The sequence below is a fragment of the Streptomyces sp. NBC_00310 genome, from assembly GCF_036208085.1.
Classification (GTDB): Bacteria; Actinomycetota; Actinomycetes; order Streptomycetales; family Streptomycetaceae; genus Streptomyces.
Window position 1 is genome coordinate 6,946,167 of record NZ_CP130714.1, and the last position, 25,354, is coordinate 6,971,520.

A 25,354-nucleotide genomic window follows, 5' to 3' on the forward strand; every position below is an offset into this window, starting at 1 on the left:
GGAGGTTGAAAAGCGGACAGGAGAACGCATCGGTGACATGGGGCTTGCGCGACGGCAGGAGTCCCGTGCGAGGATCGGCAACACTTCACAGCCTTCACACGGGTGTTCGCATCTCGCGCATCTTCGCCCCGTACTCCGCCGTTCCGTCGCACGGGAGGGTCCTCCCCGTCTTGACTTCAGCAGCCGCACTTCCCGGTGCCGGTGCCGTCCTGCGCGTGGTGCGCGGGGCCGCCGGGCGCCGTCTGGTGCAGGTGGCGCTGTTGGTGGGTGGGCTGTTCGTGCTGGGCGTTCTCTGCGGGGAGCGGGCGAGCGCGGCCGAGGGGACGCCGACTTCGTCGCTTCTCCCGACCGCCGTCACCGCGATCACCGGGACGGCCGGCCACGCGCTGCCGCCGGTCGGCGCGCATGTCGTCGCACCGGTCGCGCGGGACGTGGCCGAGCCGGTCACCGGACGGGCGGTGCGGTCAACCACCGAGCGGGTCGCGCGGCCGGTCACCGAGCGGGCGGTACAGCCGGTCACCGAGCAGGTCGCGCGGCCGGTCACCGAGGACGTCGTGCAGCCGGTGGTCGACCCGGTGCTGCGGCCGGTCACCGAGCACGTGGCGCGGCCGGTCACCGAGCACGTCGTACAGCCGGCGGCCGAGCATGTTCTGCGGCCGGTTGTCGAGGACGTGGTGCGGCCGGTCACCGATTCGGTGGTGCTGCCGGTCGCCGAGGGTGTCGTGGTGCCGGTGGGTGATCTCGTGGAGTCGGTCACCGAGGGGCTGGCCGGGGCGACGTCGCTGCCCGGGATACCGGGGCTTCCGGAGGTGCCGGAGCTGCCCGGGTGGACCACGTTGCCGGTGGAGACGCCGCCCGTCGACGCGACGCCGCTGGAGCCGGGGCGGGCGGGGGCCGAGAGGCCGGGCTCGACCGTAGACGTTGACGGCGGCAGGAACGGCGAGCCTGCTTCCCGTTCGGCTTCCGTCGCGTACGGGCCGAATGCGGTGGCCGGTGGTGCGCCGGCCAGCGGTGCGGTGGCGGCCGTCACGGCTCCGCACCGGCACGTCGGTGTCGGGGGCTCCGCCGTCGTGCGGGTGCCCGCGCAGCAGAACCCCGGCGGTCTTCCGACGGGCAGCCTCGGCTGGCACTCCGCCGTCGACAACGGCGGGCCGCGGCACGCCGAGTCGTATGCCGTCGCGTCTCCCGACCCGGCGCCGGCGAGCCTCGTGCCCGGCGCCCCCGCCACCGACGCCGCGGACGGGACCCGGGACCGGCACCGGGACATCCCCGAGTTCCCCGGCTAGGGCCGGCCTCCTTCCGCCGCCAGGCCGGTCGCGCGGAGACGGACCACGTCCGCCCGCCGTCCGGGCGCCTCTCCCCCTTGTGGAGCCGGGCTTCCGGAGGCCCCGCACGTCGGCCCGTCGAAGCGGGAACCGCGACCTCGCCGGAATGACGGAGCTGTAGTGCCGGGCGCACAGCCGCCGGTCCCCGACTCCCGGATCCCGACGACTCCCGGATCCCGACGGAAGCGGCGTCACGCGTCGCGGCCCGGCACCCGATCCCGCCACCTGCTCCCGCCATCCGATCCCGGCACCGGTCCTCACGACGTGCCCCACGCGCCCCCCGACACACACCGGCTCCCTGGACCCGGCTCCCCGAAGGAACTGACGCACGCATGAACAAGAAGACCCGCCGCTTCATCGTGACGGCCCTCGACGACGCCGAGACGACGGTCGGGCACGCGGTCGGCGGAGCCGGGAATGTCGCCGCTCCGGCGGACGTCGTGTCCTCTCCCTCGGCGCACCCACCCCCACCCCCACCCTCGCCCCCGCCCCCGTAAGGCGGTCACGGACAACCGATCCTCCGGCTGAAACCCGGACAGCCGAAAGCCGTCGGCCTGGTCCGGGCGGACGCCGGGGGGTGGTGACGGGCGGTCTCCCATGGGGAGGAGATCACCCGTCGGGGGCCCTTCAAAGTCAGTGAAGGGCCTCGTGGGGACCTCACCGGACGTACCCCCGTCCGGTGAGGTCCCGCATACGCGGCACGCGGTGCCAGTGAGCGCGGCATCATGTGACAGGTATCACCGCTCAGGTGTGACCCGCGATTTAGGGGCCTCCCGGAAGCAGCGATAACCTGCGAGACGGACATGCCGCGCGCTCGGACACCGTGTGCGCCTCCCTTGTGACTCTCGGCGGACGTCACGTTGCCCTTCGCGGCACGCCCACGCATCAGACGAACCGCGATCACTGATAGGGACGGAAGCGCGTGGACCTGTTCGAGTACCAGGCGAGGGACCTCTTCGCCAAGCACGGTGTACCGGTGCTGGCCGGTGAAGTCATCGACACGCCTGAGGCGGCGCGCGAGATCACCGAGCGGCTGGGCGGCAAGTCCGTCGTCAAGGCGCAGGTGAAGGTCGGTGGTCGAGGCAAGGCCGGCGGCGTCAAGCTCGCCGCAACCCCGGACGAGGCCGTCGCCCGTTCGACGGACATTCTCGGGATGGACATCAAGGGCCACACGGTCCACAAGGTGATGATCGCCGAGACCGCTCCGGAAATCGTCGAGGAGTACTACGTCTCCTACCTCCTCGACCGCACCAACCGCACCTTCCTCTCCATCGCCTCCGTCGAGGGCGGCATGGAGATCGAGGAGGTCGCGGCCAACCGCCCCGAGGCGGTCGCCAAGACCCCCATCGACGCCAACGAGGGTGTGACCCCCGCCAAGGCGCGCGAGATCGTCGAGGCCGCGAACTTCCCGGCCGAGGTCGCCGACAAGATCGCCGACATCCTCGTCACCCTGTGGAAGACCTTCATCGAGGAGGACGCCCTCCTCGTCGAGGTCAACCCGCTGGCGAAGGTCGCCTCCGGTGACGTCATCGCCCTCGACGGCAAGGTCTCCCTGGACGAGAACGCGGACTTCCGCCACCCCGACCACGAGGAGCTCGTCGACCACGCGGCCGCGAACCCCCTTGAGGCCGCGGCCAAGGAGAAGAACCTCAACTACGTCAAGCTCGACGGTGAGGTCGGCATCATCGGCAACGGCGCGGGTCTCGTCATGAGCACCCTGGACGTCGTCGCGTACGCCGGTGAGAACCACGGTGGCGTCAAGCCGGCCAACTTCCTCGACATCGGCGGTGGCGCCTCCGCCGCCGTCATGGCGAACGGCCTGGAGATCATCCTCGGCGACCCGGACGTCAAGTCCGTGTTCGTCAACGTCTTCGGTGGCATCACCGCCTGTGACGAGGTCGCCAACGGCATCGTGCAGGCGCTGCAGCTGCTCGCGGACAGGGGCGAGGCAGTCACCAAGCCCCTCGTCGTCCGCCTCGACGGCAACAACGCCGAGCTGGGTCGCAAGATCCTCTCCGACGCCAACCACCCGCTGGTCCAGCGCGTGGACACCATGGACGGCGCGGCCGACAAGGCCGCCGAGCTCGCGGCTGCGAAGTAAGGACGAGGGAAAACAGCCATGGCTATCTTCCTCAACAAGGACTCCAAGGTCATCGTCCAGGGCATGACCGGTGCCACGGGCATGAAGCACACCAAGCTCATGCTGGCCGACGGCACGAACATCGTCGGTGGTGTCAACCCGCGCAAGGCGGGCACGTCCGTCGACATCGACGGCAACGACATCCCGGTCTTCGGCACGGTCGCCGAGGCGATCGAGAAGACGGGCGCCAACGTGTCCGTCCTCTTCGTACCGCCGGCCTTCGCCAAGGCCGCCGTCGTCGAGGCCATCGACGCCGAGATCCCGCTCGCGGTCGTCATCACCGAGGGCATCGCGGTCCACGACTCCGCCGCGTTCTACGCGTACGCCAGGACCAAGGGCAACAAGACGCGGATCATCGGCCCGAACTGCCCGGGTCTGATCACCCCCGGTCAGTCGAACGCCGGCATCATCCCCGGTGACATCACCAAGCCGGGCCGTATCGGTCTCGTCTCGAAGTCCGGCACGCTGACGTACCAGATGATGTACGAGCTCCGTGACATCGGCTTCTCGTCGGCCGTCGGCATCGGTGGCGACCCGGTCATCGGTACGACGCACATCGACGCGCTCGCCGCGTTCGAGGCCGACCCCGACACCGACCTCATCGTGATGATCGGTGAGATCGGTGGCGACGCGGAGGAGCGGGCCGCCGACTTCATCAAGGCGAACGTGAAGAAGCCGGTCGTCGGTTACGTCGCCGGCTTCACCGCGCCCGAGGGCAAGACGATGGGCCACGCCGGTGCCATCGTCTCCGGGTCCTCCGGTACGGCCGCCGCGAAGAAGGAGGCCCTCGAGGCCGCGGGCGTCAAGGTGGGCAAGACGCCTACCGAGACGGCGAAGCTCGCGCGCGAGATCCTCGGCGGCTGATCCTCTGCTCGGCTGAGCCCTCTGTGGGCCCGTATCCCGTTGTCCGGGGTGCGGGCCCACTGGCGTCTCCGGGTCTGCCCGCAGTGATGTCTCCGTGGGCGGACCGCTCAGCGGACTTCGGGGTGCAGGCGTTCCGGCCCGGCGGCCGTGTCTGATCTCAGTTTGGCGCGGAGTCTTTGCTGCGGTGCGGAGAGGGGGCCGGGGGCCGCTCTCGGGGGGATGCCCTGGACCGGGGCGCCTGGGGGGACCGGGGGTTCGTAGTGGTCGGGGGCGGTGTGGAGGGTGAGGGCGGTGGTGGTGAGGAGAAGCGTGGTGAAGGCGATGGCGGCGTGGATCCAGCGGCGGCCGCGTAGGTCGGCCCGGGCCCGGAGGGCCACGGGTTTGGTGGGGCCCGGGCGGACGTCGGAAGGGAGCGCGGCCAGCAGGCGGTTGAGGTCGTCGGGTGCGACCGGATCCGGGAGGCGTGCGGTGACGCTCGCGCGGGCGTAGAGGAGGCGGCCCGCCGCGGCGGGCGTGCTGGCCTCCGTCTCGGCGGCCGTGTCGGGCAGATCGAGGCCGACACCGTCGTAGAGGAGCAGGGTACGGCGGTACGGGGGCGGCAGTTCCAGGAGCGCGGTCAGCAGGGCACGGGCGGTGGGGTCGGCCGGCTGTGGTTCGTGTTCGTGGCGGTGCCGGCGGGGGCGGGGACGCAGTCGGTGCCAGGGGGAGAGGGCGTACTCGTGGGCCGCCGCCCGCACCCAGCCGGCCGGGTCCCGGTCGACGGCCACCTCCGGCCAGCGCTGCCAGGCGAGTTGGAAGGCGCGCTCCACCGCCTCGCGCGCGAGCCGGCGCTGCCCGGTGAGCAGATAGGTCTGCTGTACGAGGGTGGGGGAGCAGTACGCGTAGAGCGCGTCGAAGGCCTGGCCGGGCGTCAGGGGCGGTGGGGCCGGGACCGGATCGGCGGCGGCGTTGTCGGCGTCGCCGTCCGTGCCGAGGGGCTGCTGGTACCACTCGGTCCCGCTCTGGAGCGACGGCTCGCCGGAAGCCCCGTCCCCGGCCTCGGCTCCGGCTCCGGTCTCGGTTCCGGTCTTGGCTCCGGTCTCGGTCTCGGCTCCGGTGGCGGCCTCGTCCCCGGCCTGGGTCCCGGCCCCTGGCCCGGTCACCGGATCGCCTCCCGTCGTAGCGACCTCCGTCGGACCGACCCTCGCACGAAAAAGCACATAAGCACATATTGGGCGACACGTGCACGAATCCCTTGTTACGCCGGTAAAGCGCGTGTCGTTGGGAGCATGGCAGATGTGACGCACGCGACCGACTCGAACGACCCGACTGCGGGGCCGGGCCGCCCCACCGACCACGGCTGGTCGACCTCCTCCACGGCACCCGGGACACCCGGGGCGCCCCTGCGGCACGCGGCGCCGACGGCGTCCCTGTACTCGTCGTCGCCTTGGTCTCCACTGTCGCCGTTGCTGAGGCGGGCGCGCCGCCGGTCGTCCGAGCTCGTCTCCGGGGTGCTGGGCGGGGCCCTGGCGGCGGGGCTCGGGCTCGCGGTGTTCACGGCGCTCGTGACGGTGCTGTGGATCAGCTCGCCGTACCCGGACAGCGGGCCCGGCGGGGCACTGCACGTGGCGGCGGCGCTGTGGCTGCTCTCCCACGGCGTGGAACTCGTCCGCATCGACACGCTCTCCGGCGACCCCGCCCCGGTCGGCCTCGTCCCCCTCCTCCTGCTCGCCCTGCCGGTGGTCCTGCTGCACCGTTCGGCCCGCGACCACGCGGGCGACGGCTCCGGGGTGAGCGCCCGTGCGATGTGGGCCGGGCTCGTCCTCGGATACGCGGCCGTCGGCGCGGTGGTCACGCTGTACGCCTCGGGGGGCGCGCTACGGCCGTCGTGGCTGTGGGCCGCGCTGTGTGTACCGCTGCTCGCGGCGCTCGCGGCGGGCACGGGGGTGTGGGCAGCGCGCGAGCGCCGTCGGCTGCCCCTGCCCGCGCTCCTCGGCGGGGCGCCGGAGACGGAGGGCCGTCGGCAGCTGGCGGTCGCCGCCGGACGGGCCGCCGGGGCGGGCGTGCTCGTGCTCGTCGGCGGGGGTGCCCTGCTGGTGGCCGTGTCCCTGGTCGGGCACGGCGCCGCGGCTCGCGACTCCTTCCTCCAGCTCACCGAAGGGCTGTCCGGGCGTTTCGCCGTACTGCTGCTCTGCCTCGCCCTCGTCCCGAACGCGGCGCTGTGGGCGGCGGCCTACGCCCTCGGCCCCGGCTTCGTCCTGGGCGCCGGACACACCACCGCGCCGCTGTACGCAGCCGCTCCGGGCGCGTTCCTGCCTCCGTTTCCCCTGCTCGCGGCCGTCCCCGGGGGTGGGGGCACACCGGTGTACTGGGTGGTGTGCGCGGTGCCGTTCGCCGCGGGGGTGACGGTCGGCTGGTTCATCGCGGCGCGGGCCGCCGCCGACCGGACGGCGCCGTGGTCCGCGCGACGGACCGCCGCCGCGGCCCTCCTCGCGGCCCTCGCCTCCGCCACCGCCTTCGTCCTCCTCACCCTCCTCGCCGGCGGTCCCCTCGGCGTCGCCGCCCTGACCGACTTCGGCCCGGTGTGGTGGCAGGCGGGGGGCGCGGCCGGGGCCTGGGTGGGCGTGGTGGGGGCGCCGGTGGCGTTGGCGGCGCGGTGGTGGCGCCTGCGCGCGCGGACCCGGAAGGGAGCGACCGGCATCGGGCGGGCTGGGAGGACGACGACATCGGCGGTGCCGGTGGCCAGAGGGACCGGGCAGGGGAAGCGGCCCGGAGCGCTCGCGGCTGAGGGGACCGGACCGGCGCGGAGGTCGAACGGGCCTGCGGCCGAGTGGACCGCGTCGGCGAAACGGTTGAACGGGGCCGGCGTTGAGGGCGCTGGGTCGGCGAAGCAGGCGAACGGGCCTGCGACCGAGGGGAACGGACCGGCGAAGCGGTCGGCGGGGACCGTGGCCGAAGGGAATGGACAGAGGCAGAAGTCGGGGCAGAAGCCGGGGCAGAAGTCGGCGGGCGCCGGGGTGGTCCGGCGTGGGTCGCAGGCGACCGTGGGTGGGGAACTCCCGGGCGACCTGCGGGCGGCAGCCGCGGAGGACTTTCCGGGTGGGCCCGGCGGGCGGGGCGGGGCGGCGGACGGAACAGCGGACGGAACAGCGGACGGAACAGGGGGCGAGCCCCGAACCGGTTCCCGAGCCACCGAGCAGCCAACGGCGTCCGCCCTCGTCCCGCAGCCCGAGCCCCTTACGAGGCGCTCGCGCCGGTTGCCCGCGTGGCTCTCCGGTGCGAAGAGGCGTCCGGCCGCACCGCGGACCCGGACCGACCCCACAACCGCCCTCGACGCGAGCGCCGGCGCAGGCTCCGGCCGAGGTCTCGGCCCCGGCTCGGGCCCGAGCGTCACCACGGGCTCCAGTGCCGACGACGCCGAGGCCCTCGCACCGTACGACGCCCTGGATCCCTACGCCTACGGGTCCATCGTCCCCGCACCCCCGCCCGTCTGGGACCCGGCCTCCCGTGCGGCCCGCTGGGCGGCGGTGCGTGAGATCCCCACGACGGGCCGGGCCGAGAACGAGCGCACCCCTGTCTCCGATCCCGATGACTCGAAGCCTGATGACTCCGCGCCCGATGACTCCGTGCCCGCCCCCGAAGTCACGCCCGATCCCCACCCCGGGGAGGTCGTCTGACGAAGCGGAGCGAGCAGAGCGAGGTGAAGGGCGTCTACTGCGCGCCGAGCATCTCCCGCAGAGGCCCCTCCGGCAGGAGTTCCTTGCAGGACTTGGCGGAGGCGGTGGTGAGGGAGTCGTTGACGCAGGTGTAGTAGTCCCGGTAGACGAACTGGGCCGTGAAGGTGATGGCGACGATGGCGAGGGCGATCGTGGAGGTCACCAGGCCGCTGATGGCCGCGGTCTTCTGGGGGCGACCGCTCGGCTCGGGGGCCGCAGGCCGGGCCGGGTCCGGGGTGCCGGGCTTGGCGCGCAGGGCGCTGACGGCCCAGTACACGGCCAGCGAGCCGAGCAGCAGGGCGACGTACGGCCAGGCGAAGAGGGCGAAGAAGAAGGCCCACATGCCGCAGAGCAGCGAGTACCGCGCGCGGCGCTGGGCGGGGTCCGTCGGGTCCCAGCGCAGTCCGCTGCCCGGTCCGCCCTCGGGGCCCTGGCCCGGACCGCCCTGGCCACCCGGTCCGCCCTGGCCACCGGGACGCTCGCCGAAGGGTCCGCCGGACGAGCGGCCGGGCTGCCGGTCGCTCCACTGACTGCCCCACGGCGAGTGGCCACCGCCGTGGCCCGCTCCGTCGCCGGAATCCCGGCCGTCGGGCCGGCGCGGCTGCCACGGCCGGTCGGGCGCGCCTTCGGGTGGCGGCGCGAACGGATTGTCGTCCGAAGAACCTGAGCCCTGGCCCCGCCCGGGCTGCCCGGACTGCTCGGGGGCGTCCTCGCTCTCGCGCGGAGGCGTGGGCGAGGAACTCCGCTCGCGCAGCAGGAGCGAAGGAAGGCGGAGGCTGCGGTCCGGCATCAGGAGTGCGTCTTCCCCTTGGTGAATACGGCGGTGGATACGGCGGTGAACTCGGAGGCGTGCTCGGCGGTGGACTCCGAGGTGTGCTCGGCGGTGAAATCTACTGGTTGCGCATGAGCCGGCACTCCGTGAACGCCCCACACACCGACCGCGTTCCCGAGCCCACTCCTCGCAGACGCTACCTCGCGGCCACGCCCCCGTCCCACGGGGGCCGTCCGGTGTGCCGGTATCGTTGCTGGCGGTCGGCCGCTTCGTAGACTTCCCCGTATCAGGGGACGTAAAGCATTCGTATGAATGCACAAGTGCACCTTCGGCAGACCTGAACGTTCCCCGCAGAACCCGTAGAAAGGGCCCCATCGTGGCCGCCAAGCCCGTGGCCAAGCGCCTCGTCGTGCTGGTCTCCGGATCCGGCACCAACCTCCAGGCGCTGCTGGACGCCATCGCGACGACCGGCGTCGAGGCCTACGGCGCCGAGATCGTGGCCGTCGGAGCCGACCGCGGCGGCATCGAGGGGCTCGCCCGGGCCGAGCGCGCCGGGCTGCCGACCTTCGTGTGCCGGGTCAAGGACCACGGGACCCGTGACGAGTGGGACGCGGCGCTCGCCGAGGCCGTCGCCGCGTACGAGCCCGATCTCGTCGTCTCCGCCGGGTTCATGAAGATCGTGGGGAAGGAGTTCCTGGCGCGGTTCGGTGGGCGGTTCGTCAACACCCACCCGGCGCTCCTCCCCAGCTTCCCGGGGGCTCACGGGGTGCGGGACGCGCTCGCGTACGGCGCCAGGGTCACCGGCTGCACCGTCCACTTCGTCGACGACGGCGTCGACACCGGGCCGATCATCGCGCAGGGCGTGGTGGAGGTCCGGGACGAGGACGACGAGAGCGCTCTGCACGAGCGCATCAAGGAAGTCGAGCGAAGGCTGCTCGTCGATGTCGTGGGGCGGCTCGCCCGCAACGGCTATCGCATTGAGGGACGAAAGGTAGTTATCCAGTGACCGCCGACATCAACAAGCGGCCCCTTCGCCGGGCGCTCGTCAGCGTCTACGACAAGACCGGGCTGGAGGAGCTCGCGCGCGGGCTGCACGAGGCCGGTGTCGAGCTCGTCTCCACCGGCTCCACGGCCGCGAAGATCGCCGCCGCCGGCGTCCCCGTCACCAAGGTCGAGGAGCTGACCGGCTTCCCCGAGTGCCTGGACGGCCGGGTCAAGACCCTGCACCCCAAGGTGCACGCGGGCATCCTCGCCGACCTGCGGCTCGAGGACCACCGGCGGCAGCTCGCCGACCTGGGCGTCGAGCCGTTCGACCTCGTCGTCGTGAACCTCTACCCGTTCCGGGAGACCGTCGCCTCGGGCGCGACCCCCGACGAGTGCGTCGAGCAGATCGACATCGGCGGCCCGTCGATGGTCCGCGCCGCCGCCAAGAACCACCCCTCCGTCGCGGTCGTCACCAGCCCGGCCCGCTACGCCGACGTCCTCGCGGCCGTGCAGGACGGCGGCTTCGACCTCACCACCCGCAAGCGGCTCGCGGCCGAGGCCTTCCAGCACACGGCCGCGTACGACGTCGCCGTGGCTTCCTGGTTCGCGTCCTCGTACGCCCCCGCCGACGACTCGCAGTTCCCCGACTTCCTCGGGGCGACCTGGGAGCGCGCGCACACCCTGCGCTACGGCGAGAACCCGCACCAGCCCGCCGCGCTGTACGTCTCCGGGACCGGTGGCCTGGCCGAGGCCGAGCAGCTGCACGGCAAGGAGATGTCGTACAACAACTACACGGACACGGACGCCGCGCGCCGTGCCGCGTACGACCACGACGAGCCGGCCGTCGCGATCATCAAGCACGCGAACCCCTGCGGTATCGCGGTCGGCGCGGATGTCGCCGAGGCGCACCGCAAGGCGCACGCGTGTGACCCGCTGTCGGCGTTCGGTGGCGTGATCGCGGTCAACCGGCCGGTCAGCAAGGAGATGGCCGAGCAGGTCGCCGAGATCTTCACCGAGGTCATCGTCGCGCCCGACTACGAGGAGGGGGCCCTGGAGGCCCTCGCCAAGAAGAAGAACATCCGGGTGCTGAAGGCCCCGGGTGCGCCCGCCGCCCCGGTCGAGCTGAAGCCCGTCGACGGCGGTGCGCTGCTCCAGGTGACCGACCGGCTCCAGGCCGACGGCGACGACCCGGCCGACTGGACCCTCGCGACCGGGGACGCCCTCTCCGCCGACGAGCTGGCCGAGCTGGCGTTCGCCTGGAAGGCCTGTCGCGCGGTGAAGTCCAACGCGATCCTGCTCGCCAAGGGTGGCGCGTCGGTGGGTGTCGGGATGGGTCAGGTCAACCGCGTCGATTCCGCGAAGCTCGCCGTCGAGCGTGCCGGGGCCGAGCGGGCGCGGGGCGCGTACGCCGCCTCCGACGCTTTCTTCCCCTTCCCGGACGGGCTGGAGATCCTCACCGAGGCCGGCGTCAAGGCCGTGGTGCAGCCCGGCGGGTCGGTCCGTGACGAGCTGGTCGTCGAGGCCGCGCGGAAGGCGGGCGTGACGATGTACTTCACGGGCACGCGGCACTTCTTCCACTGATACCGCTGCCGCCCCGCTGAGGGCACAGGACGAAGGGCCCGTCGGACACACCGACGGGCCCTTCGCCGTACGCGACCGGAGCGGGGCCGACGCGGGCCGTTCGCTATGTCGTACCGCGCAGCGCCGGCAGTGCCCCGCCGAGTTCGCCCACCAGGCGCCAGGCCGCGCCGGGTGTCAGCGTGCCGCAGTCGCGGACCGCGTCCGTGAGATCGACGCCCGGCAGGTACTGCGTGGCCATCCACAGCAGTTCGTGACCGTTCTCGTCCTCGGGCTCGAATCCGGTGCCGAGCAACCGGGGCGCGTACGGCGTACGGACCCGGTCGTGCACTCCCGCCTCACGCTGGAACCGGCGCCGGAACTCCGTGTCCTCGGCGTACTCCGGCCGGATCACCTTCACCGCCGCCAGCCCGGGGCTGTCGTCGGCCGGCCGCGCCAGATACACCCTGCCCATCCCGCCGCTGCCGAGCAGCCCCAGCGGTACGTACGGTCCGAGGCGTCCGGGGTCCGACCGTCTCAGCGGGGTCGCGCCCGTCTGCTCCGGCGCGGCGTCACCCGACGCCGGGGAGTACGGCGGCGGTCCGGGCCGCTGGTCTGGCATGGGTCCCCAGGGTGGTGTTCTCTCCAGTCGCGAGCTGCCTCAACGGTCCCATGGGCAACGTGAGTTGACGAGAGACTACCGTGCGGTCGGAGCCGGGAACGGCCCGCCGGAGAAGGTCCGGCGGGCCGTGCCGGGTCAGCAGTTCTTGCTGACGACGTCCTTCCACTGCTTGTTCTTGCCCGTGTACGACTTGCCGTTGAAGTGCACCGGCTTGCGGTGCTTCTCGGTCGGGGTGCCCTTGGCCAGGTAGCGCTGCTCGTAGTGCAGGTGCGCCCAGTCGCCGCTGTTGCTGCCCGTGGCGCCGATCCGGCCGATCTGCTTCTTCGCGGCGACGCTCTGGCCCACCTTGACGTACTTGGTGGGCTTGTCCTTCAGGTGGTAGTACGCCGTGTACCAGCCGCCGCCGTGGCTGATGAGGATCACGTTCCCGGCGCCCTTGTTGGTGTAGGCCTGGACCACCTTGCCCTTGTAGCCCGGGTAGACGGGCTTGCCGGAGGAGCCGGTGTTCCCCTTCACCACCATGTCGATGGCGGGGTTGTGGCCCCAGGTGTTGATCTGCCAGTGCGTGTTGCACTTGAACGGCATCTGGAACTTCGGCTTCGCCGCCGCGGTCGCCGACGCCGGTGCCGCCATGGCCGTGCCGCCGGCCTCCAGGCCGAAGGAGAGCGCCAGGGCGGTCGCGGCGAGCGCGACGGCCGTCCTGCGGCGTGCGGGCATGGCTGTCGTCGTTGTGGTCGTCATCTTCGTTTCCCCGTTTCCCCGTCTTCCCCGTTGGTTTCGGTGCTTGCTGTGCTTGCTGGGAACGCCTCAAGCATCTGCGCGCGGCCCTGACTCCGGTACCTCGAAGGTCACAGGGTCACCGGCTCGACGGGGGTCCGCTCAACACGCCGCCACCCACTCGTGGGAGCGGAGCACCAGGCCGTCGGGATAGTTGACCTTGGTGTTCTCCTGGACGCAGCCGAACGGTTCCTTCCGGTTCGGCTCGCGGAAGAGTCTGACGTCGTCGTGCGGGTCGCCGGAGTAGCCGTTGTTGAAGGCCGACCTGGGCCTGGTGTCCTTCGCCCAGTCGCAGGTGATGATCCCGCCCAGCCAGTCGTCGTCGTACTCGTACCAGGCGCACATCTCGCCCTGTCCGTCCGCCTCCGTGAAGAAGCAGACGTCGCCCCGGTCGCAGCGCGCGTACCCCTGGGGAGCGGGTTCGCGCAGGGCCAGCAGGCCGGCCACGGCGAGGGAGACGAGCGTGAGCGCGGCCAGCCCGCCGAGGACGGCCGGATGGGGGCCGCGCCTCGGCCGGAGACGGGGGAGCCGTGGGGAGCGCGCCGCGCCGGCGGCCGTCTCGACCCGGCGGAGCAGGGACGACGCGGTGTGCGGGGCGCGGGCCGCGTGGGTCGGGGCGAGGCAGTCGGTGACGATCTGCCGCCAGGCGTCCGGCAGTTCGGGGGAGAGCCGCAGCTCCTCCCGGCCCCTCGCGTAGCGCAGGACCGCGTCGCGGCGGGCGGGCGGGGTGGCGCCCGGGAAGGGCGGGCCGCCGGTGAGGACGAGATGGGCGAGGACGCCGAAGGCCCAGACGTCGGCGGTCGGGCGGGTGAGGTGGCCGTGCTCGCCGACCTCGGCCCAGAGCAGCTCGGGCGGGGTGTAGTCGGGGGTGGCGAACGCGGGGGAGTAGGCGTGGGTGCCGTCCATCTCGGCGGCCAGGTTGAAGTCGGCGAGCCGTACCGAACCGTCCGCCATCAGCAGGACGTTGGCGGGCTTGAGGTCGCCGTGCACCCAGCCCGCGTGGTGGAGGTGGGCGACCCCCTCGCAGATCTGGGCGAGCAGCGAGGGCCCGCCGGGCAGGGCGACGGCCCGCTGCCCCCGCGACCGCCCGGCCAGCCGGTCGATCAGCTGGTCGAGCGAGCCCTCGGCGCGTTCCAGCACGAGGACGGAGGCGCCGTCGAGGAGAGGGTCCGACGGGTCGTCCACGGTGAGCGTCTCGTACATGCGGATGAGCCGTGGCCGCTGGAGGCGGCGCAGCAACTCGGTCTCCCGCTCGGCGAGTTCGCGCAGGTGGCGCAGCTGTCGCGGGGTGCGCGTGCCGGTGGGGTGGAACTTCAGGGCCGCCTCGGCGGGCAGTCCTTCGGCCGGCTCCGCGCACCGGGCGGCGTACACCGTCCCGAAGGCGCCGGAGGCCAGCGGCTCGCGGACCTCCCAGGCACCGACGCGATAGCCCTTCGGTACCGGCACGGCGTACGGCTCCTGCGTACTCATCGGCCCGCACCGCCCTTCAGCAGGGCCAGGTCGGCCTCGTGGACGAGGTCGAAGCGGAGGGCCAGGGAGACGAGGCGGTCCTTCTTGCCGTTGAGGCGGGGGCCGCCGGGCGGCGCGGACTCCGGGGCCGGCTTGAGGCGTAACTTGACGGCCAGATAGTCGATGTTCCACTGCACGGCGGTGCGGGACACCGACGGCCAGGCGGGGCGCAGCAGTTCGACCAGTTCGTCGGCGGTGGCGAGCGCGGCGTGCGGTTCGCCGCTCAGGCGCGGGGCGCACAGGGCGGCCAGCACCTGGAAGTACCGCTTGCCCCGGTCGAGCGGGAACGCGGACGCGGTGGGCGAGCCGTCGCAGGGGCCGACGTGGTCCAGGAAGTCATGGCGTGGGGCCCAGACGTCGAAGCTGAGCAACTCGTTCCCGGCGGGCAGCACCACCCGCGAGAACTCGAACGGCACCGGCGCGTCCAGCCGCCCCGGCGCGATCTTGATGTGCTCGCCGGCGCCCTCCGGGTTCTCGACGACGTAGGTCTGCGCGCGGCTCAGATTGCTGAGCGTCCAGTAGGCGCCCGTGGCCGTGATCTGTCCCGCCTCCCGGGACACGCCCTCGTGCGCGATGGTCAGATGTGGGGTGCCCGGCCGCGCCGTACGGCCGAAGGACAGGGACTCGCTCGGTGCGAGTCGGATCTGTGCGCCCGGACGCTCTCCGTCCACGGGCACGACGATGATGCTGTGCATGACTGGTTCCTCCCCCGAGGCAGGCATGGACGCGTCAGGCTACGCGGAGGGGCGGGAAGTGCCACAGGTCCGGCACGGACGGCGTTTCCTGGAGGAAGCGGCAGATGTCGTCACCTTCGTGACATCTGTGGCGTGGGTATGCGGAATGGCCGATACCCCGGTGCAGAGGCGTGCGTTCCGCTGCGAGGGTCGAGGGGCAACCCAAACGCTCGGGACTCAGGGGGTCAGTCATGCGGAACAGGTCGAGTCGGTCACGCCGGGTCGCCGTCGTCGGGGCGGTGCTCGCGGTGGCACTCGGTACGGGGGGCGGCGGCGCGGCGGCCGCCGAGGACGAGGCCGTGGTGATCTGCCAGACCGGGTACGTGTGTCTCCAGCCGCTGCTGGGCACCCAGCCGGTCCTGGTGAAGGAGGGCGAGCGGGCCACGTTCAACCCGGCTCTGCAAGTCACCGAGGTCACCAACATGACCCGCGTCACCTACTGCGTGACCGGTGGTCTCAGCTATGGGCTCCCGCCGGGCGGGACGCAGACCTGGGACAGCTCCGTGAACACCGTGGGGCCCAGGCCGGGGCCCGGCGCCTGTCTGGCGTGAACGCGCCGAAGGGCCGTGCCCCCTCCTGCGGGGGGTACGGCCCTTCGCTGCGCTCGGCGGCTCAGTGGCGCGGGCGGTTGAACCACTGGCCGGCGTCCTGCTTGCTGCAGAAGACGATGATCAGGACACCGAGGGCGAGGCTGATCAGAGCGAAGAGATTGGCGCCCAGGATGCTGATCACGCTGAAGAGCGTGACGAACGAGGCATAGACGATCGCGGAGATCCGGATGCCGCCGCGCCCGGTGGAGAACTTCGCAGCGGTGAGAATCCCCCAGACCGCGAAGCCCAGGGTGACCGCGCCGAAGAAGATGAAGGCGCCGGCGCCGAAGTTCGCGATGGTGTCCGCGTCCTCCGAGGAGAGTGCGGGGTCGCCCGAGACGCTGTCCGAGATGTAGTCGGCGAACCACGCGCTGGCCACCATCAGCGCCACGCCGCCGATCGCCTGGAAACCGCCCAGGACGTACAGCATGATGCGCGCGGCCCTCACACCGCCCGGGACCACGGCGGGCGCCCCCGGGTAGCCGCCGTAGCCCTGCGAGACCGGCGGGGCAGTCGGATAGCCGTACCCGGGCTGCTGGGGCGGGGTCTGCTGCGGGTAGCCGTAACCCTGGGCGGGCGGCTGCTGCTGGGGCTGGCCATACGGGTTGTTCGGGTCGCCGAAGCTCATGGCGGGGTTTCCTCCGTTGCCTGGTGCGGGGACGCGCGGCACGGGTCGGAGGAATGCCCTGATCTTTTGAAATGGTCACGCCCCCCGGCAGTGCCCGCGGCACTGTGCCCCAATCGTTTTATATGCCCGGCCGGATGTCCAGGGAGATTCATCGGGTGTTGTGCAAGTGCAACACATCCGATCTTGTCGGACACCGGCCGGATCTTGTCGGACACCGGCCGCCGAGCGCTCGGACACCGGCCGCCGAGCGCTCGGACACCGGCCGCCGAGCGCTCGGACACCGGCCGCCGAGCGCTCGGACACCGGCCGCCACCCGCTCCGGGACGGGCCGCCGAGCCGGTCCGAAAGCGGTGGGAGGGCGTCCGCCAGGTGACCGGATTGGAACCCGGCGCCGGTCATCCGCGAAGATTGGGGCCATGAGCGCCCAGATTCTCGATGGCAAGGCCACCGCAGCCGCGATCAAGTCCGATCTGACCGCCCGCGTGGCGGTGCTGAAGGAGAAGGGCGTCACGCCCGGACTCGGCACGATCCTGGTCGGTGAAGACCCCGGCAGCCAGAAGTACGTGGCGGGCAAGCACCGCGACTGCGCGCAGGTCGGCATCGCCTCCATCCAGCGTGAACTGCCCGCGACCGCCACCCAGGAGGAGATCGAGGCGGCGGTGCGGGAGCTGAACGAAGACCCCGCGTGCACCGGTTACATCGTCCAGCTGCCGCTCCCCAAGGGCATCGACGAGAACCGCGTCCTCGAACTGATGGACCCCGACAAGGACGCCGACGGCCTCCACCCGATGAACCTCGGCCGCCTCGTCCTCAACGAGCCCGCGCCGCTGCCCTGCACCCCGAACGGCGTCCTCACCCTCCTCCGCCAGTACGGCGTCGAGATCAAGGGCGCCGAGGTCGTGGTCGTCGGCCGCGGTGTGACCATCGGCCGCTCGATGCCGCTGCTCCTCACCCGGCGCAGCGAGAACGCGACGGTGACCCAGTGCCACACCGGCACGCGTGACCTGGCCGCGCACCTCAAGCGCGCCGACATCATCGTCGCCGCCGCCGGCTCCGCCCACCTGATCCGCCCCGAGGACGTGAAGCCGGGGGCCGCCGTCCTCGACGTCGGTGTCTCCCGCTCCGCCGAGGGCAAGATCGTCGGGGACGTCCACCCCGGTGTCGCCGAGGTCGCCGGCTGGATCTCCCCCAACCCCGGCGGTGTCGGCCCCATGACCCGCGCCCAGCTGCTCGTGAACGTGGTCGAGGCGGCGGAGCGCAGTGTCGGCTGACGGCAGGGCGGAGGGGGTGCCGGAGGTGGCCGAGGCAGCTGAGGCGGCCAGGACGACCGAGCCGGCCAGGACGACTGAGTCGGCCAGGACGAGTGAGCCCGCCGAGGCCACAAAGCCGGCTGAGGCAGCTGAGTCGGCCGAGGCGCCTGATGAGGTCAAGGCGCCTGATGAGATTGAGGTGCGGGATCACATCAGCGTGCCCGGTGCCGACGGCAAGCCTGTTCGAGGTACCCGGCGGTTCCCGATGTTCACCAAGGACACCGCGCGGCCCGAGGGCGGTGGCCGGGCGGCGCCGCGTGAGGCGCTCGCGCCCGTGCGGCAGTGGCCGATCCTCGCCGTGCTGTGCACCGTGGGGCTCGGGCTGCTGCTCACCGCGCTGGACGCGTTCCGGGCCGGCACGATCCTGATCGGGGCCGCGCTGCTCGCCGGCGCGGTGCTGCGCTGGGCCGTCCGGGACGTCGGCATGCTCGCCGTCCGCTCCCGTTTCACCGACATGGCCACGTACATCGTCCTGGGCACCGCCATCGTGCTCCTCGCGCTGATGGCCCAGCCGAAGCCGCTGCTGGAGATCCCGTTCCTCAAGGACACGCTGCACTTCACGGTGGGCGACGAGGCGGGCTGAGGCCGTTTCGTCTCGCTCCCGGTCCCGCATGCACACGACGGCGGTCCGTCCCCTCCCCCGAGTAAGGACGGACCGCCGTCGCGCTCCACGTTCCTGCACGGCGAACGCCCCGTTCAACACCTGTCAGCCCGCTGTGGCACGGAAGTGACCATTCCGCCAAGGTGTCCGCACCGGGCCACGACGACGACACCCGGACGTCATCCCGGCATGCCGTCACCGGCGCTCGAAGCCGGCGCGGTCGCCTCGACACGGGGTGCGGGCCGCTTCGCACGCCCCTTCATCGCGCCCTTCGCTTCGCCTCACGAGGCCGCCCGAGTCACTCCATCGCGCTGTCCGAACTCCATGGCCCCGCCGTCCGTACGGGTGGGAACCGGTTCCCCCGCGACCGTCGTCACCTGCTCAGACCCAGACCCAGACCCAGACCCAGACCCAGACCCAGACCCACCCTTGAGCCCCGAGGAGGCAGCCGATGAGCGCCTGGCAGCCGCTGCCGGACGAACTCCCCCCGGAGGTACAGCATTTCGTCGAGCAGCTGCGCCTGCTGAAGGACCGCACGGGACTGAGTCTCGTCGCGCTCGGCGCGCGTACCGCGTACAGCAAGTCCTCCTGGCAGCGGTATCTCAACGGCACCCAGCCCCCGCCCCGGCAGGCGGTCGCCGCCCTGTGCCGGGTCGCCGGGGAGGACGCCGAACGCTTCGGGGTGCGCTGGGAACTGGCCGTACGGGCCTGGCCGCGCCCGGCACCCCAGACCGTGCCCCCGTCCCAGCCGCCGAACACCGCGGGGGCGGGGGAGCGGGCGGCGGCGGAGGCCGGCTCGGAGGCGTACGAGGACGATCCCACGCTCCCCTGGTGGGACACCCCCGCCGACGAACCGAACCCCCGCCCGCCCGGCCGCGTCGCCCTCTACGCGGCCCTCGCCGTCCTGATCGCCCTGGCCCTCGTCGCCGCCGCGCTGATAGGGGCCGTCACGTTGTCGTGACGGCCCTCGCCCGGTGTCGCGCGGAGCGCCCCGGAGGTCGACCATGCCGACCTCGGTCGGCGGACCGGCCGGCGCCGGCGGCATGGGCCGTCTTCGGTCGGCGCCGGCGGGATAGGCCGTCTTCGGTCGGCGCCGGCGGGATGGGCCGACTCCGGTCGGCGCCGGCGGGATGGGCCGTCACCGGCCCGTGCCGGCGGAATCCGCCGTCACCGGCCCGCGACGGCAGATCCCTCAGCCGCGCCAGTCGTACGCGGCGACCTTCCACTTCGAGCCGATCCTGACGTAGTAGTCCCCGTCGAGCCGCTTGAAGTCCACCTCGTGCGCCAGGCCCGCGTAGGTCACCTTGCCGTCGTTGTACGGCCCGTCCAGGAAGCTGTCGGCCTGTCCGAAGGTCTCCTTGCCGACGATCCCGTCTACGTCCTCCAGGTCTTCCTGGGCCTGCCAGTACTTGGTCGCCGAGCGGGTCTTCCAGCCGAAGAGCCCGTCGATGTCCCACTCGGTGAAGGTGTGCAGATTCCCGCCGGAGTCCTTCCACTTGGCGCCGTCGGCGTACAGGACGCTCTGCCACAGCCGCGTCGCGTTGCTCTTGGAGTGCGTGTTGACGGACAGCGTGCCCTCGTCGCCCCAGTCGTTGTACGCGGCGCCGGAGCCGTCGACGACGTGTGGCCCGGAAGCCGTGGCGAGCGGAGCGGCGACGCCGAGCGCGAGCCCGGCCGAGGCCGTCACGGCGACGGCCGCGAGCAGCAGCCTGGCCTTGTGTTGCATGTGATCCCCCTGGTCTCCGTTGACCTTCGACCTTCACGGACGCACATGGGTCGCACGAGCACCCGTTCGACTCGTGTGGCGGTGCATGTGTGGTCGTTGTGTCGATGTGTTGACAGGTTCGAGGATGTGCCGTCCGGCCGCCCAACACCAGGGCTAACGTGAACATTTGGGATGGTTCGGGATGTCCCACGCGGGGACCTGCAATTCCGCCCGGAAATCCGGGATGTCGGTGGGACACTGGACCGCAGACCGGTTGGGGGGCGTGCGGCGGCGCATGATTCGGCCCGAAATGCTCCCGCGCGCCCCTTTTCAGGGAACTGACATCCCGACCGGGCGCATCCCAGTGGGTAGGCCGGAACGGGGCTCCGGAGAGGGCCCCGGGCCAGGTCCCGGACCAGGATTCAGCGAGGGCATCATGCGCGGCACAGGGATAGCGGGCACGGGGGGAAAGTGCAGAGACGTACGGGGGAATGAGGGGGGAAGCAATGCCTCGTTGGAGGGCCTTGCCCGATGAACTCGATCCACAGGTAAGGGAGTTCGCGGGCCAGCTCCGTCGGCTCGTCGACCGCGGTGGACTGAGCATCGCAGCGGTGGCCGACCGCACGGGCTACAGCAAGACGTCCTGGGAGCGGTATCTCAACGGCAGACTGCTCGCGCCGAAAGGCGCGATCGTCGCGTTGGCCGAGGTGACCGGTACCGATCCCGTCCATCTGACCACCATGTGGGAGCTGGCCGAGCGTGCCTGGAGCCGTTCGGAGATGCGCCACGACATGACCATGGAAGCGATCCGTATCTCCCAGGCGCGCGCCGCCCTGGGCGAGACGGGCGGCCAGTCCACCGTCAAGGGCGGCGGGAGGAACGGCAGGGCGGGCCGCAGCGCGACCGCGACACCGGGCGTGGCGGGCCCGGCGGGCGTCTCGCCGACGGTCCCGCCACAGCCGCGCTCGTCGAGCGAGCGCACCTCGCGCGCGCCGTACGGGGGTTCGGTCACGCCGTCCCCCTCGTCACCGTCCTCCTCTTCCTCCGGCGCTTCCTCCGCCTCGCCGTACGGCGGAGTCGGCGGCTCGGGTGCGGTCGCCGGCGGCGCGTCGCGCGTCAGCTGGGGAGCCACGCCACCGTCGGGCCCCTCGGCGTCGTCGCCATCGACTTCGGTGCCGTCGTCTTCGCCGTCGCGGCCGGCCGGAGGGTCGCCGTCCTCGGCTTCCTCGGGGTCGGCGTCGTCCGCGTCCTCGTCCCGTGTCCCGGCCGGCGCGGCGGTTCCCGGTGGTGCCCAGGGGGCCGGTGGCGCCTCGGTCCCGTCCGGTGTCTTCGGTCCGCCGGAAAGCGGCGGCGGCCGCCTCGACGACGGCGATTCCTCGCCGAAGCGCCGCGTGACGATGTTCCTCGCCGGAGCCGTCGGCGCGCTCGTCGTGATCGCGGCGGCCTTCTTCCTCACCAACGGTGACGGGAAGGACCAAGCGGAGGGCAAGCCGCCCACCTCCCCGTCGACCTCGATCGGCACCAATCCCGACCTCCCGGCCGGGGTGAAGTGCAGCGGCAAGGACTGCGACGGCAAGGACCCGGAGACCATGGGGTGCATCGGCAGCCTCGTACGGACCACCGACGAGGCCACGGTGGGCACCACGAGGGTCGAGGTCCGCTACAGCAAGACCTGCCAGGCCGCCTGGGCCCGCATCACCGGTGCCGCCCAGGGCGACGAGGTCCAGGTCACGGTCGGCAGGACCAAGCAGACCGCCGCCATCGAGGCGGCCGGCGACAACATCGCCTACACCCAGATGATCACCGTGAGGGACGCGGGCGAGGCCACGGCCTGCGCGACGCTGGCTTCGGGGCAGAAGGGCTGCACGGGGTAGCGGGGCTGGAGGGGGCGGTGGGGCGGAGTGGGGCAGGGCGGAGGCGGGGCGCGCCGACGCCCCAAGGGGCGCGAGGACCGCGCGACCGGCCCCCACCCGCCCCCACCGGCCGGCAGCCGTACGCCCGCCCCCTCCTGATCACCCGTCACTCCCCGTAATCCGTGCTACCGAAAAAGTAATCACGGTGTAAGTGGAATGCCTGCCGAACTCCGGGGCAGGCGGACAGTACCCCCACGGGAGTCCGGCCCGCCCGGGAGATCGACACCCCCTCCCGGCCCGGCACCCCCACAAGGCGGCCGCCCTGGTCCTCCCCCTCTCCCGGACCGGCGGCCGCCTCTTCGTGGGGCCCGGCCCGCGAAAGCGACTTGTGGGGTGGGCCACACGAACCCCGGCCGTCCGGGATCCCGGATGCGCGGTAGCCTGACCACCGATCTCTCTTGACGCCAAGAGATCGATCATTTGTACGTCCCACGGGGCGGGGACGCCCCACCGCCAGCTGTCATACGGAGAACGCCATGACCCGCACTCCCGTGAACGTCACCGTCACCGGCGCGGCCGGCCAGATCGGTTACGCCCTGCTCTTCCGCATCGCCTCCGGCCAGCTGCTCGGCGCGGACGTGCCGGTCAAGCTCCGCCTGCTGGAGATCACGCCGGCGCTGAAGGCCGCCGAGGGCACCGCCATGGAGCTCGACGACTGCGCCTTCCCGCTCCTTCAGGGCATCGACATCACGGACGACCCGAACGTGGCCTTCGACGGCGCCAACGTAGGCCTGCTCGTCGGTGCCCGCCCCCGCACCAAGGGCATGGAGCGCGGTGACCTCCTCGAGGCCAACGGCGGCATCTTCAAGCCGCAGGGCAAGGCCATCAACGACAACGCCGCGGACGACATCAAGGTCCTCGTCGTCGGCAACCCGGCCAACACCAACGCCCTCATCGCCCAGGCCGCCGCGCCGGACGTCCCGGCCGAGCGCTTCACCGCGATGACCCGCCTGGACCACAACCGCGCGCTGACCCAGCTGTCGAAGAAGACGGGCGTCCCGGTCTCCGAGATCCAGAGGCTCACGATCTGGGGCAACCACTCCGCGACCCAGTACCCGGACATCTTCCACGCCACGGTCGCCGGCAAGAACGCCGCCGAGGTCGTCAACGACGAGAAGTGGCTCGCCGAGGACTTCATCCCGACCGTCGCCAAGCGCGGCGCCGCCATCATCGAGGCCCGTGGCGCCTCGTCGGCCGCCTCCGCCGCCAACGCCGCCATCGACCACATCTACACCTGGGTCAACGGCACAGCCGAGGGCGACTGGGCCTCCATGGGCATCCCGTCCGACGGTTCGTACGGCGTGGCCGAGGGCCTCATCTCCTCCTTCCCCGTCACCGTCAAGGACGGCAAGTACGAGATCGTCCAGGGCCTGGAGATCAACGAGTTCTCCCGCGCCCGTATCGACGCCTCGGTCCAGGAGCTGGCGGAGGAGCGCGACGCGGTCCGCGCGCTCGGCCTCATCTGAGACGTCCCGCAGCCGATGTCCGCACGGTCGCCGTCCGCACGGCCGACGTCCGCACCGCCGACGTCCGCACGGTCGACGTCCTGATGACGTCCCTTTAGCTTGCCCGCGCAGGCCCTGTCCCGGTTTCGACCAGGACGGGGCCTGTTCGGCGTATGCGCCGCTATCGTCGGTGCACGACGTCGTGTGCACGCCGACGGCGGCAAGGGGGACATGATGACGCGCTGGGACCCGCACCAGGGACGCTGGGTGGACGACCCTCCCGGACGGGGCAGCCCCTGGCCGCGCACGACCGCCGTCATCGTCCTCGCGGCCTTACTCGGCGGCGGCGCCGGCTTCGGGGTGTGGGCCCTGTCCCGGGACGGCGGAACGGCCCATGCGACCTCCACCAACGGCTCCCCGTCGACACCCCCGCCCTCCGTCTCGGCGGCGGGCCCGGGGGACGACGGGAACACCGCCCCGGCCACGCCGAAGCAGTCGGGCACGGACGCGGACGGCTCCGGCGGGGATGCGGACCCGGACGTGGACCCGGAGCCGGGCGGCGCGCCCGGCTACGTACGCTCCGACGACCCGGCCGGCTTCACCGTCGTCGTTCCCGCCGGCTGGGACCGCACCGCGAAGACGCCGAAGGACAAGCCGACGGTGGTGACGTACGACTCCCCGGACGGCAGCAGGACCCTCCAGCTCTTCCTGGTCAGCGAGGACACCCCCGCCGAGTCCATGGACCTGGCCGAGAACGAGGACTACGGCTTCGCCCGCCTCCCCGGCTACCGCGTCGTCGAACGCTCCGCCACCGACGACGACAGCTACTCCGAGATCGTCTACCGCTTCGACGGCGAGGGCGATGCGGGCCCCCGCCGGGTCATCGACCACCGCTTCCGCACGGCCGACGACAAGATCTACGGAGTCCGCCTCAGCGCCCCCGAGTCCACCCCCCTGGACGAGCTCCGCGAGCCGGTCACGATGGTGGCCACCTCCCTGTGCCCGACGGGGGCGACCTGCGTACGGGGGTGATCGCGGGGCGGGTTACGACGGGCGCGCGCTGGGATCAGGCCCTGAACCGGGGCGTGCGAAGGCCGTGTCACCGCCTCCGTGGCGCCGTGAGCCTCTTCTCGAAGAAGTGCGCCCCGTACACGTCGTCGTTGTACCGGGGAATCTCCGTGTACCCGCACGCCCGGTACATCGCCTGCGCCTCCGTCAACGAGGCATGCGTATCGAGCCGTACGACGCCGAATCCGCGCCCGGCGGCCACCCGCTCCAGCTCGCCGAGCAACCGCCGGGCGAGCCCGAGCCGTCGGGCCCCGGGATGCACCCACACGTGCTTGATCTCCCCGACCCGGGCCCCGGGATCGAGCGTCCGCAACGCCCCGCACCCGACGGCCCGTTCCTCCTCGTAGGCGACGAGGAAGGCGCCCGAGGCCCCCGAGACCTCATGGGGCGGCACGAGGGTGGCCGGGTCGTACCCCTCGGGAAACCGCTCGTGGAGGTCGGCGGCGTAGGCGTCGAGGCAGGCGCGGGCGTCGTCCGACCCGCCGTCCACGGCCTCGACCCGGATCGCGGCGAGCCGCAGCAGCCGCCGCGCGGCCCCCAGCGCCTCGGTCAACTCGCCCCGCTGCGCCGGACTCAGCCCCCGCAGCAGCCCCTCGGCCAGCGCGTCGGCCCGCCGGTTCTGCTCCGCGACCTCGGAGCGCCCCGCCGGCGTCAACGCCGCGACCCGCACGCGGCTGTCCCTGCCATGCACCCCGACCCGGACCAGCCCCTGCGCTTCCAGAGCCTTGACCATCCGGCTCAGATACCCGGCGTCCAGCCCGAGCCGCGCCCGCAGTTCGCGCAGCGAAGTCCCCTCCCCGCCTCGGCCTGACTCCTCGATCTCGAAGAGCAGCCGCGCCTCCCCGAGGGGCCGGTCCTGCCCGAGATAGTGATCGTCCAAGGCTCCGATACGGCGAGTGAAGTACCGGTTGAACCGCCGCAGGCTCCGCACATCTGGCACGGCCACCGGTTCGGACTGCTGTTTGGCCTCCATATTTCTTTGACCTTAGTCAAGGGAATGAGGGATGTCGATGAGCACAGGCGAGCGAGCGAGTGGGCGGGCTCGGGGTCGGTGGCTCACGTCTTCTCCGGCCCGGGGGTTCGCCACGCCCTTCGCAAGCCGCCCGCCAGGTTCG

23 protein-coding genes and 1 pseudogene are annotated in these 25,354 nt (G+C 72.2%); 14 read left to right on the forward strand and 10 right to left on the reverse strand.

All coding sequences use genetic code 11. The features are described 5' to 3' along the window. Positions 1 to 170 precede the first annotated feature (170 nt). The 4 genes from OG202_RS30475 to sucD all read left to right on the forward strand — a co-directional run bounded on the left by OG202_RS30475 (position 171) and on the right by sucD (position 4,329). Positions 171 to 1,286 carry a hypothetical protein gene (locus OG202_RS30475; RefSeq protein ID WP_327728121.1) on the forward strand — a complete coding sequence of 372 codons (1,116 nt, stop codon included), beginning with the start codon at positions 171 to 173 and terminating at the stop codon, positions 1,284 to 1,286. Positions 1,287 to 1,657: 371 nt separating this feature from the next. Continuing rightward, the gene (locus tag OG202_RS30480) at positions 1,658 to 1,822 is read left to right on the forward strand and encodes a hypothetical protein (protein ID WP_327728120.1); all 165 of its coding nucleotides are present in this window, start codon (positions 1,658 to 1,660) and stop codon (positions 1,820 to 1,822) included. Positions 1,823 to 2,247: 425 nt separating this feature from the next. Then, positions 2,248 to 3,426: an ADP-forming succinate--CoA ligase subunit beta gene (gene sucC / locus OG202_RS30485; protein WP_326578431.1), complete on the forward strand. Its 1,179-nt coding sequence runs from the start codon at positions 2,248 to 2,250 to the stop codon at positions 3,424 to 3,426. An 18-nt stretch (positions 3,427 to 3,444) separates the two neighbouring features. After that, a complete protein-coding gene (sucD, locus tag OG202_RS30490; protein ID WP_327728119.1) occupies positions 3,445 to 4,329 on the forward strand; it encodes a succinate--CoA ligase subunit alpha in 885 nt (294 codons plus the stop codon). Between the two features lie 107 nt (positions 4,330 to 4,436). On the opposite strand, the gene OG202_RS30495 is transcribed toward sucD, so the two are convergent. Further along, the gene (locus tag OG202_RS30495; protein ID WP_328223913.1) at positions 4,437 to 5,471 is read right to left on the reverse strand and encodes an RNA polymerase sigma factor; all 1,035 of its coding nucleotides are present in this window, start codon (positions 5,469 to 5,471) and stop codon (positions 4,437 to 4,439) included. Between the two features lie 126 nt (positions 5,472 to 5,597). Between OG202_RS30495 and OG202_RS30500 the strand changes: the two genes are divergently transcribed. Then, positions 5,598 to 7,985 (forward strand): cell division protein PerM, encoded by a 2,388-nt coding sequence (locus OG202_RS30500; protein ID WP_328223914.1) that lies wholly within the window; start codon positions 5,598 to 5,600, stop codon positions 7,983 to 7,985. Between the two features lie 34 nt (positions 7,986 to 8,019). On the opposite strand, the gene OG202_RS30505 is transcribed toward OG202_RS30500, so the two are convergent. Together OG202_RS30505 and OG202_RS30510 are read right to left on the reverse strand one after the other, a co-directional pair. Next, positions 8,020 to 8,814 carry a hypothetical protein gene (locus tag OG202_RS30505; RefSeq protein WP_327728116.1) on the reverse strand — a complete coding sequence of 265 codons (795 nt, stop codon included), beginning with the start codon at positions 8,812 to 8,814 and terminating at the stop codon, positions 8,020 to 8,022. Next, positions 8,814 to 8,939: a hypothetical protein gene (locus tag OG202_RS30510; RefSeq protein ID WP_327728115.1), complete on the reverse strand. Its 126-nt coding sequence runs from the start codon at positions 8,937 to 8,939 to the stop codon at positions 8,814 to 8,816. The genes OG202_RS30505 and OG202_RS30510 overlap by 1 nt, the downstream gene beginning before the upstream one ends. Positions 8,940 to 9,172: 233 nt before the next feature. Here OG202_RS30510 and purN point away from each other — a divergent pair, with 233 nt between their 5' ends. Together purN and purH are read left to right on the forward strand one after the other, a co-directional pair. Next, positions 9,173 to 9,802, forward strand: coding sequence for a phosphoribosylglycinamide formyltransferase (gene purN, locus OG202_RS30515; protein ID WP_326578422.1), 630 nt, complete (start codon positions 9,173 to 9,175; stop codon positions 9,800 to 9,802). Then, complete coding sequence (gene purH / locus OG202_RS30520; protein WP_326578420.1) at positions 9,799 to 11,361, forward strand: bifunctional phosphoribosylaminoimidazolecarboxamide formyltransferase/IMP cyclohydrolase; 1,563 nt, start codon at positions 9,799 to 9,801, stop codon at positions 11,359 to 11,361. The genes purN and purH overlap by 4 nt, the downstream gene beginning before the upstream one ends. Before the next feature lie 118 nt (positions 11,362 to 11,479). Here purH and OG202_RS30525 read toward each other — a convergent pair. The 4 genes and pseudogenes from OG202_RS30525 to OG202_RS30540 all read right to left on the reverse strand — a co-directional run. Further along, positions 11,480 to 11,959: pseudogene (locus OG202_RS30525) on the reverse strand (serine/threonine protein kinase); the annotation flags it as partial. Positions 11,960 to 12,094: 135 nt separating this feature from the next. Then, the gene (locus OG202_RS30530; protein ID WP_327728114.1) at positions 12,095 to 12,700 is read right to left on the reverse strand and encodes a M23 family metallopeptidase; all 606 of its coding nucleotides are present in this window, start codon (positions 12,698 to 12,700) and stop codon (positions 12,095 to 12,097) included. Between the two features lie 138 nt (positions 12,701 to 12,838). Beyond that, positions 12,839 to 14,206 carry a protein kinase domain-containing protein gene (locus OG202_RS30535; protein WP_327728113.1) on the reverse strand — a complete coding sequence of 456 codons (1,368 nt, stop codon included), beginning with the start codon at positions 14,204 to 14,206 and terminating at the stop codon, positions 12,839 to 12,841. Further along, complete coding sequence (locus OG202_RS30540) at positions 14,203 to 14,940, reverse strand: FHA domain-containing protein (RefSeq protein ID WP_326578414.1); 738 nt, start codon at positions 14,938 to 14,940, stop codon at positions 14,203 to 14,205. Before OG202_RS30540 ends, OG202_RS30535 begins: the two co-directional genes overlap by 4 nt. 230 nt (positions 14,941 to 15,170) lie before the next feature. On the opposite strand from OG202_RS30540, the gene OG202_RS30545 reads away from it, so the two are divergent. Then, positions 15,171 to 15,530: a hypothetical protein gene (locus OG202_RS30545; RefSeq protein ID WP_326578412.1), complete on the forward strand. Its 360-nt coding sequence runs from the start codon at positions 15,171 to 15,173 to the stop codon at positions 15,528 to 15,530. A 61-nt stretch (positions 15,531 to 15,591) separates the two neighbouring features. Here the strand turns inward: OG202_RS30545 and OG202_RS30550 are convergent, their stop codons facing one another. Beyond that, positions 15,592 to 16,197, reverse strand: coding sequence for a hypothetical protein (locus OG202_RS30550; protein ID WP_327728112.1), 606 nt, complete (start codon positions 16,195 to 16,197; stop codon positions 15,592 to 15,594). A 416-nt stretch (positions 16,198 to 16,613) separates the two neighbouring features. Between OG202_RS30550 and OG202_RS30555 the strand changes: the two genes are divergently transcribed. The 3 genes from OG202_RS30555 (at position 16,614) to OG202_RS30565 (ending at position 19,069) form a co-directional block, all read left to right on the forward strand. Next, the gene (locus OG202_RS30555) at positions 16,614 to 17,468 is read left to right on the forward strand and encodes a bifunctional methylenetetrahydrofolate dehydrogenase/methenyltetrahydrofolate cyclohydrolase (protein WP_326578408.1); all 855 of its coding nucleotides are present in this window, start codon (positions 16,614 to 16,616) and stop codon (positions 17,466 to 17,468) included. A gap of 172 nt (positions 17,469 to 17,640) precedes the next feature. Further along, positions 17,641 to 18,090, forward strand: a complete 450-nt coding sequence (locus OG202_RS30560; protein WP_326585655.1) for a DUF3017 domain-containing protein — start codon at positions 17,641 to 17,643, stop codon at positions 18,088 to 18,090. Between the two features lie 469 nt (positions 18,091 to 18,559). Beyond that, a complete protein-coding gene (locus OG202_RS30565; RefSeq protein ID WP_327728111.1) occupies positions 18,560 to 19,069 on the forward strand; it encodes a helix-turn-helix domain-containing protein in 510 nt (169 codons plus the stop codon). 231 nt (positions 19,070 to 19,300) lie between these two features. Here the strand turns inward: OG202_RS30565 and OG202_RS30570 are convergent, their stop codons facing one another. Next, positions 19,301 to 19,834, reverse strand: coding sequence for a peptidoglycan-binding domain-containing protein (locus OG202_RS30570; RefSeq protein ID WP_326578404.1), 534 nt, complete (start codon positions 19,832 to 19,834; stop codon positions 19,301 to 19,303). A 503-nt stretch (positions 19,835 to 20,337) separates the two neighbouring features. Between OG202_RS30570 and OG202_RS30575 the strand changes: the two genes are divergently transcribed. The 3 genes from OG202_RS30575 to OG202_RS30585 all read left to right on the forward strand — a co-directional run bounded on the left by OG202_RS30575 (position 20,338) and on the right by OG202_RS30585 (position 24,203). Next, complete coding sequence (locus OG202_RS30575; RefSeq protein ID WP_327728110.1) at positions 20,338 to 21,687, forward strand: helix-turn-helix domain-containing protein; 1,350 nt, start codon at positions 20,338 to 20,340, stop codon at positions 21,685 to 21,687. Between the two features lie 515 nt (positions 21,688 to 22,202). Continuing rightward, on the forward strand, positions 22,203 to 23,192 hold the full coding sequence (locus OG202_RS30580) for a malate dehydrogenase (protein WP_037694352.1): 990 nt from the start codon (positions 22,203 to 22,205) through the stop codon (positions 23,190 to 23,192). Between the two features lie 210 nt (positions 23,193 to 23,402). Next, positions 23,403 to 24,203 (forward strand): hypothetical protein, encoded by an 801-nt coding sequence (locus tag OG202_RS30585; protein ID WP_327728109.1) that lies wholly within the window; start codon positions 23,403 to 23,405, stop codon positions 24,201 to 24,203. A 67-nt stretch (positions 24,204 to 24,270) separates the two neighbouring features. On the opposite strand, the gene OG202_RS30590 is transcribed toward OG202_RS30585, so the two are convergent. Then, entirely contained in the window at positions 24,271 to 25,212 is a 942-nt protein-coding gene (locus tag OG202_RS30590; RefSeq protein WP_327728108.1) for a helix-turn-helix domain-containing GNAT family N-acetyltransferase, read from the reverse strand. Positions 25,213 to 25,354 lie beyond the last annotated feature (142 nt).

Bases quoted from the DNA above. Each gene is read 5' to 3' on its own strand.
- OG202_RS30480 (WP_327728120.1), top strand. From the start codon at position 1,658: ATGAACAAGAAGACCCGCCGCTTCATCGTGACGGCCCTCGACGACGCC.
- sucD (WP_327728119.1), top strand. From the start codon at position 3,445: ATGGCTATCTTCCTCAACAAGGACTCCAAGGTCATCGTCCAGGGCATG.
- OG202_RS30500 (WP_328223914.1), top strand. From the start codon at position 5,598: ATGGCAGATGTGACGCACGCGACCGACTCGAACGACCCGACTGCGGGG.
- OG202_RS30505 (WP_327728116.1), bottom strand. From the start codon at position 8,814: ATGCCGGACCGCAGCCTCCGCCTTCCTTCGCTCCTGCTGCGCGAGCGG.
- OG202_RS30530 (WP_327728114.1), bottom strand. From the start codon at position 12,700: ATGACGACCACAACGACGACAGCCATGCCCGCACGCCGCAGGACGGCC.
- OG202_RS30535 (WP_327728113.1), bottom strand. From the start codon at position 14,206: ATGAGTACGCAGGAGCCGTACGCCGTGCCGGTACCGAAGGGCTATCGC.
- OG202_RS30540 (WP_326578414.1), bottom strand. From the start codon at position 14,940: ATGCACAGCATCATCGTCGTGCCCGTGGACGGAGAGCGTCCGGGCGCA.
- OG202_RS30545 (WP_326578412.1), top strand. From the start codon at position 15,171: ATGCGGAACAGGTCGAGTCGGTCACGCCGGGTCGCCGTCGTCGGGGCG.
- OG202_RS30550 (WP_327728112.1), bottom strand. From the start codon at position 16,197: ATGAGCTTCGGCGACCCGAACAACCCGTATGGCCAGCCCCAGCAGCAG.
- OG202_RS30555 (WP_326578408.1), top strand. From the start codon at position 16,614: ATGAGCGCCCAGATTCTCGATGGCAAGGCCACCGCAGCCGCGATCAAG.
- OG202_RS30565 (WP_327728111.1), top strand. From the start codon at position 18,560: ATGAGCGCCTGGCAGCCGCTGCCGGACGAACTCCCCCCGGAGGTACAG.
- OG202_RS30570 (WP_326578404.1), bottom strand. From the start codon at position 19,834: ATGCAACACAAGGCCAGGCTGCTGCTCGCGGCCGTCGCCGTGACGGCC.
- OG202_RS30580 (WP_037694352.1), top strand. From the start codon at position 22,203: ATGACCCGCACTCCCGTGAACGTCACCGTCACCGGCGCGGCCGGCCAG.
- OG202_RS30585 (WP_327728109.1), top strand. From the start codon at position 23,403: ATGATGACGCGCTGGGACCCGCACCAGGGACGCTGGGTGGACGACCCT.
- OG202_RS30590 (WP_327728108.1), bottom strand. From the start codon at position 25,212: ATGGAGGCCAAACAGCAGTCCGAACCGGTGGCCGTGCCAGATGTGCGG.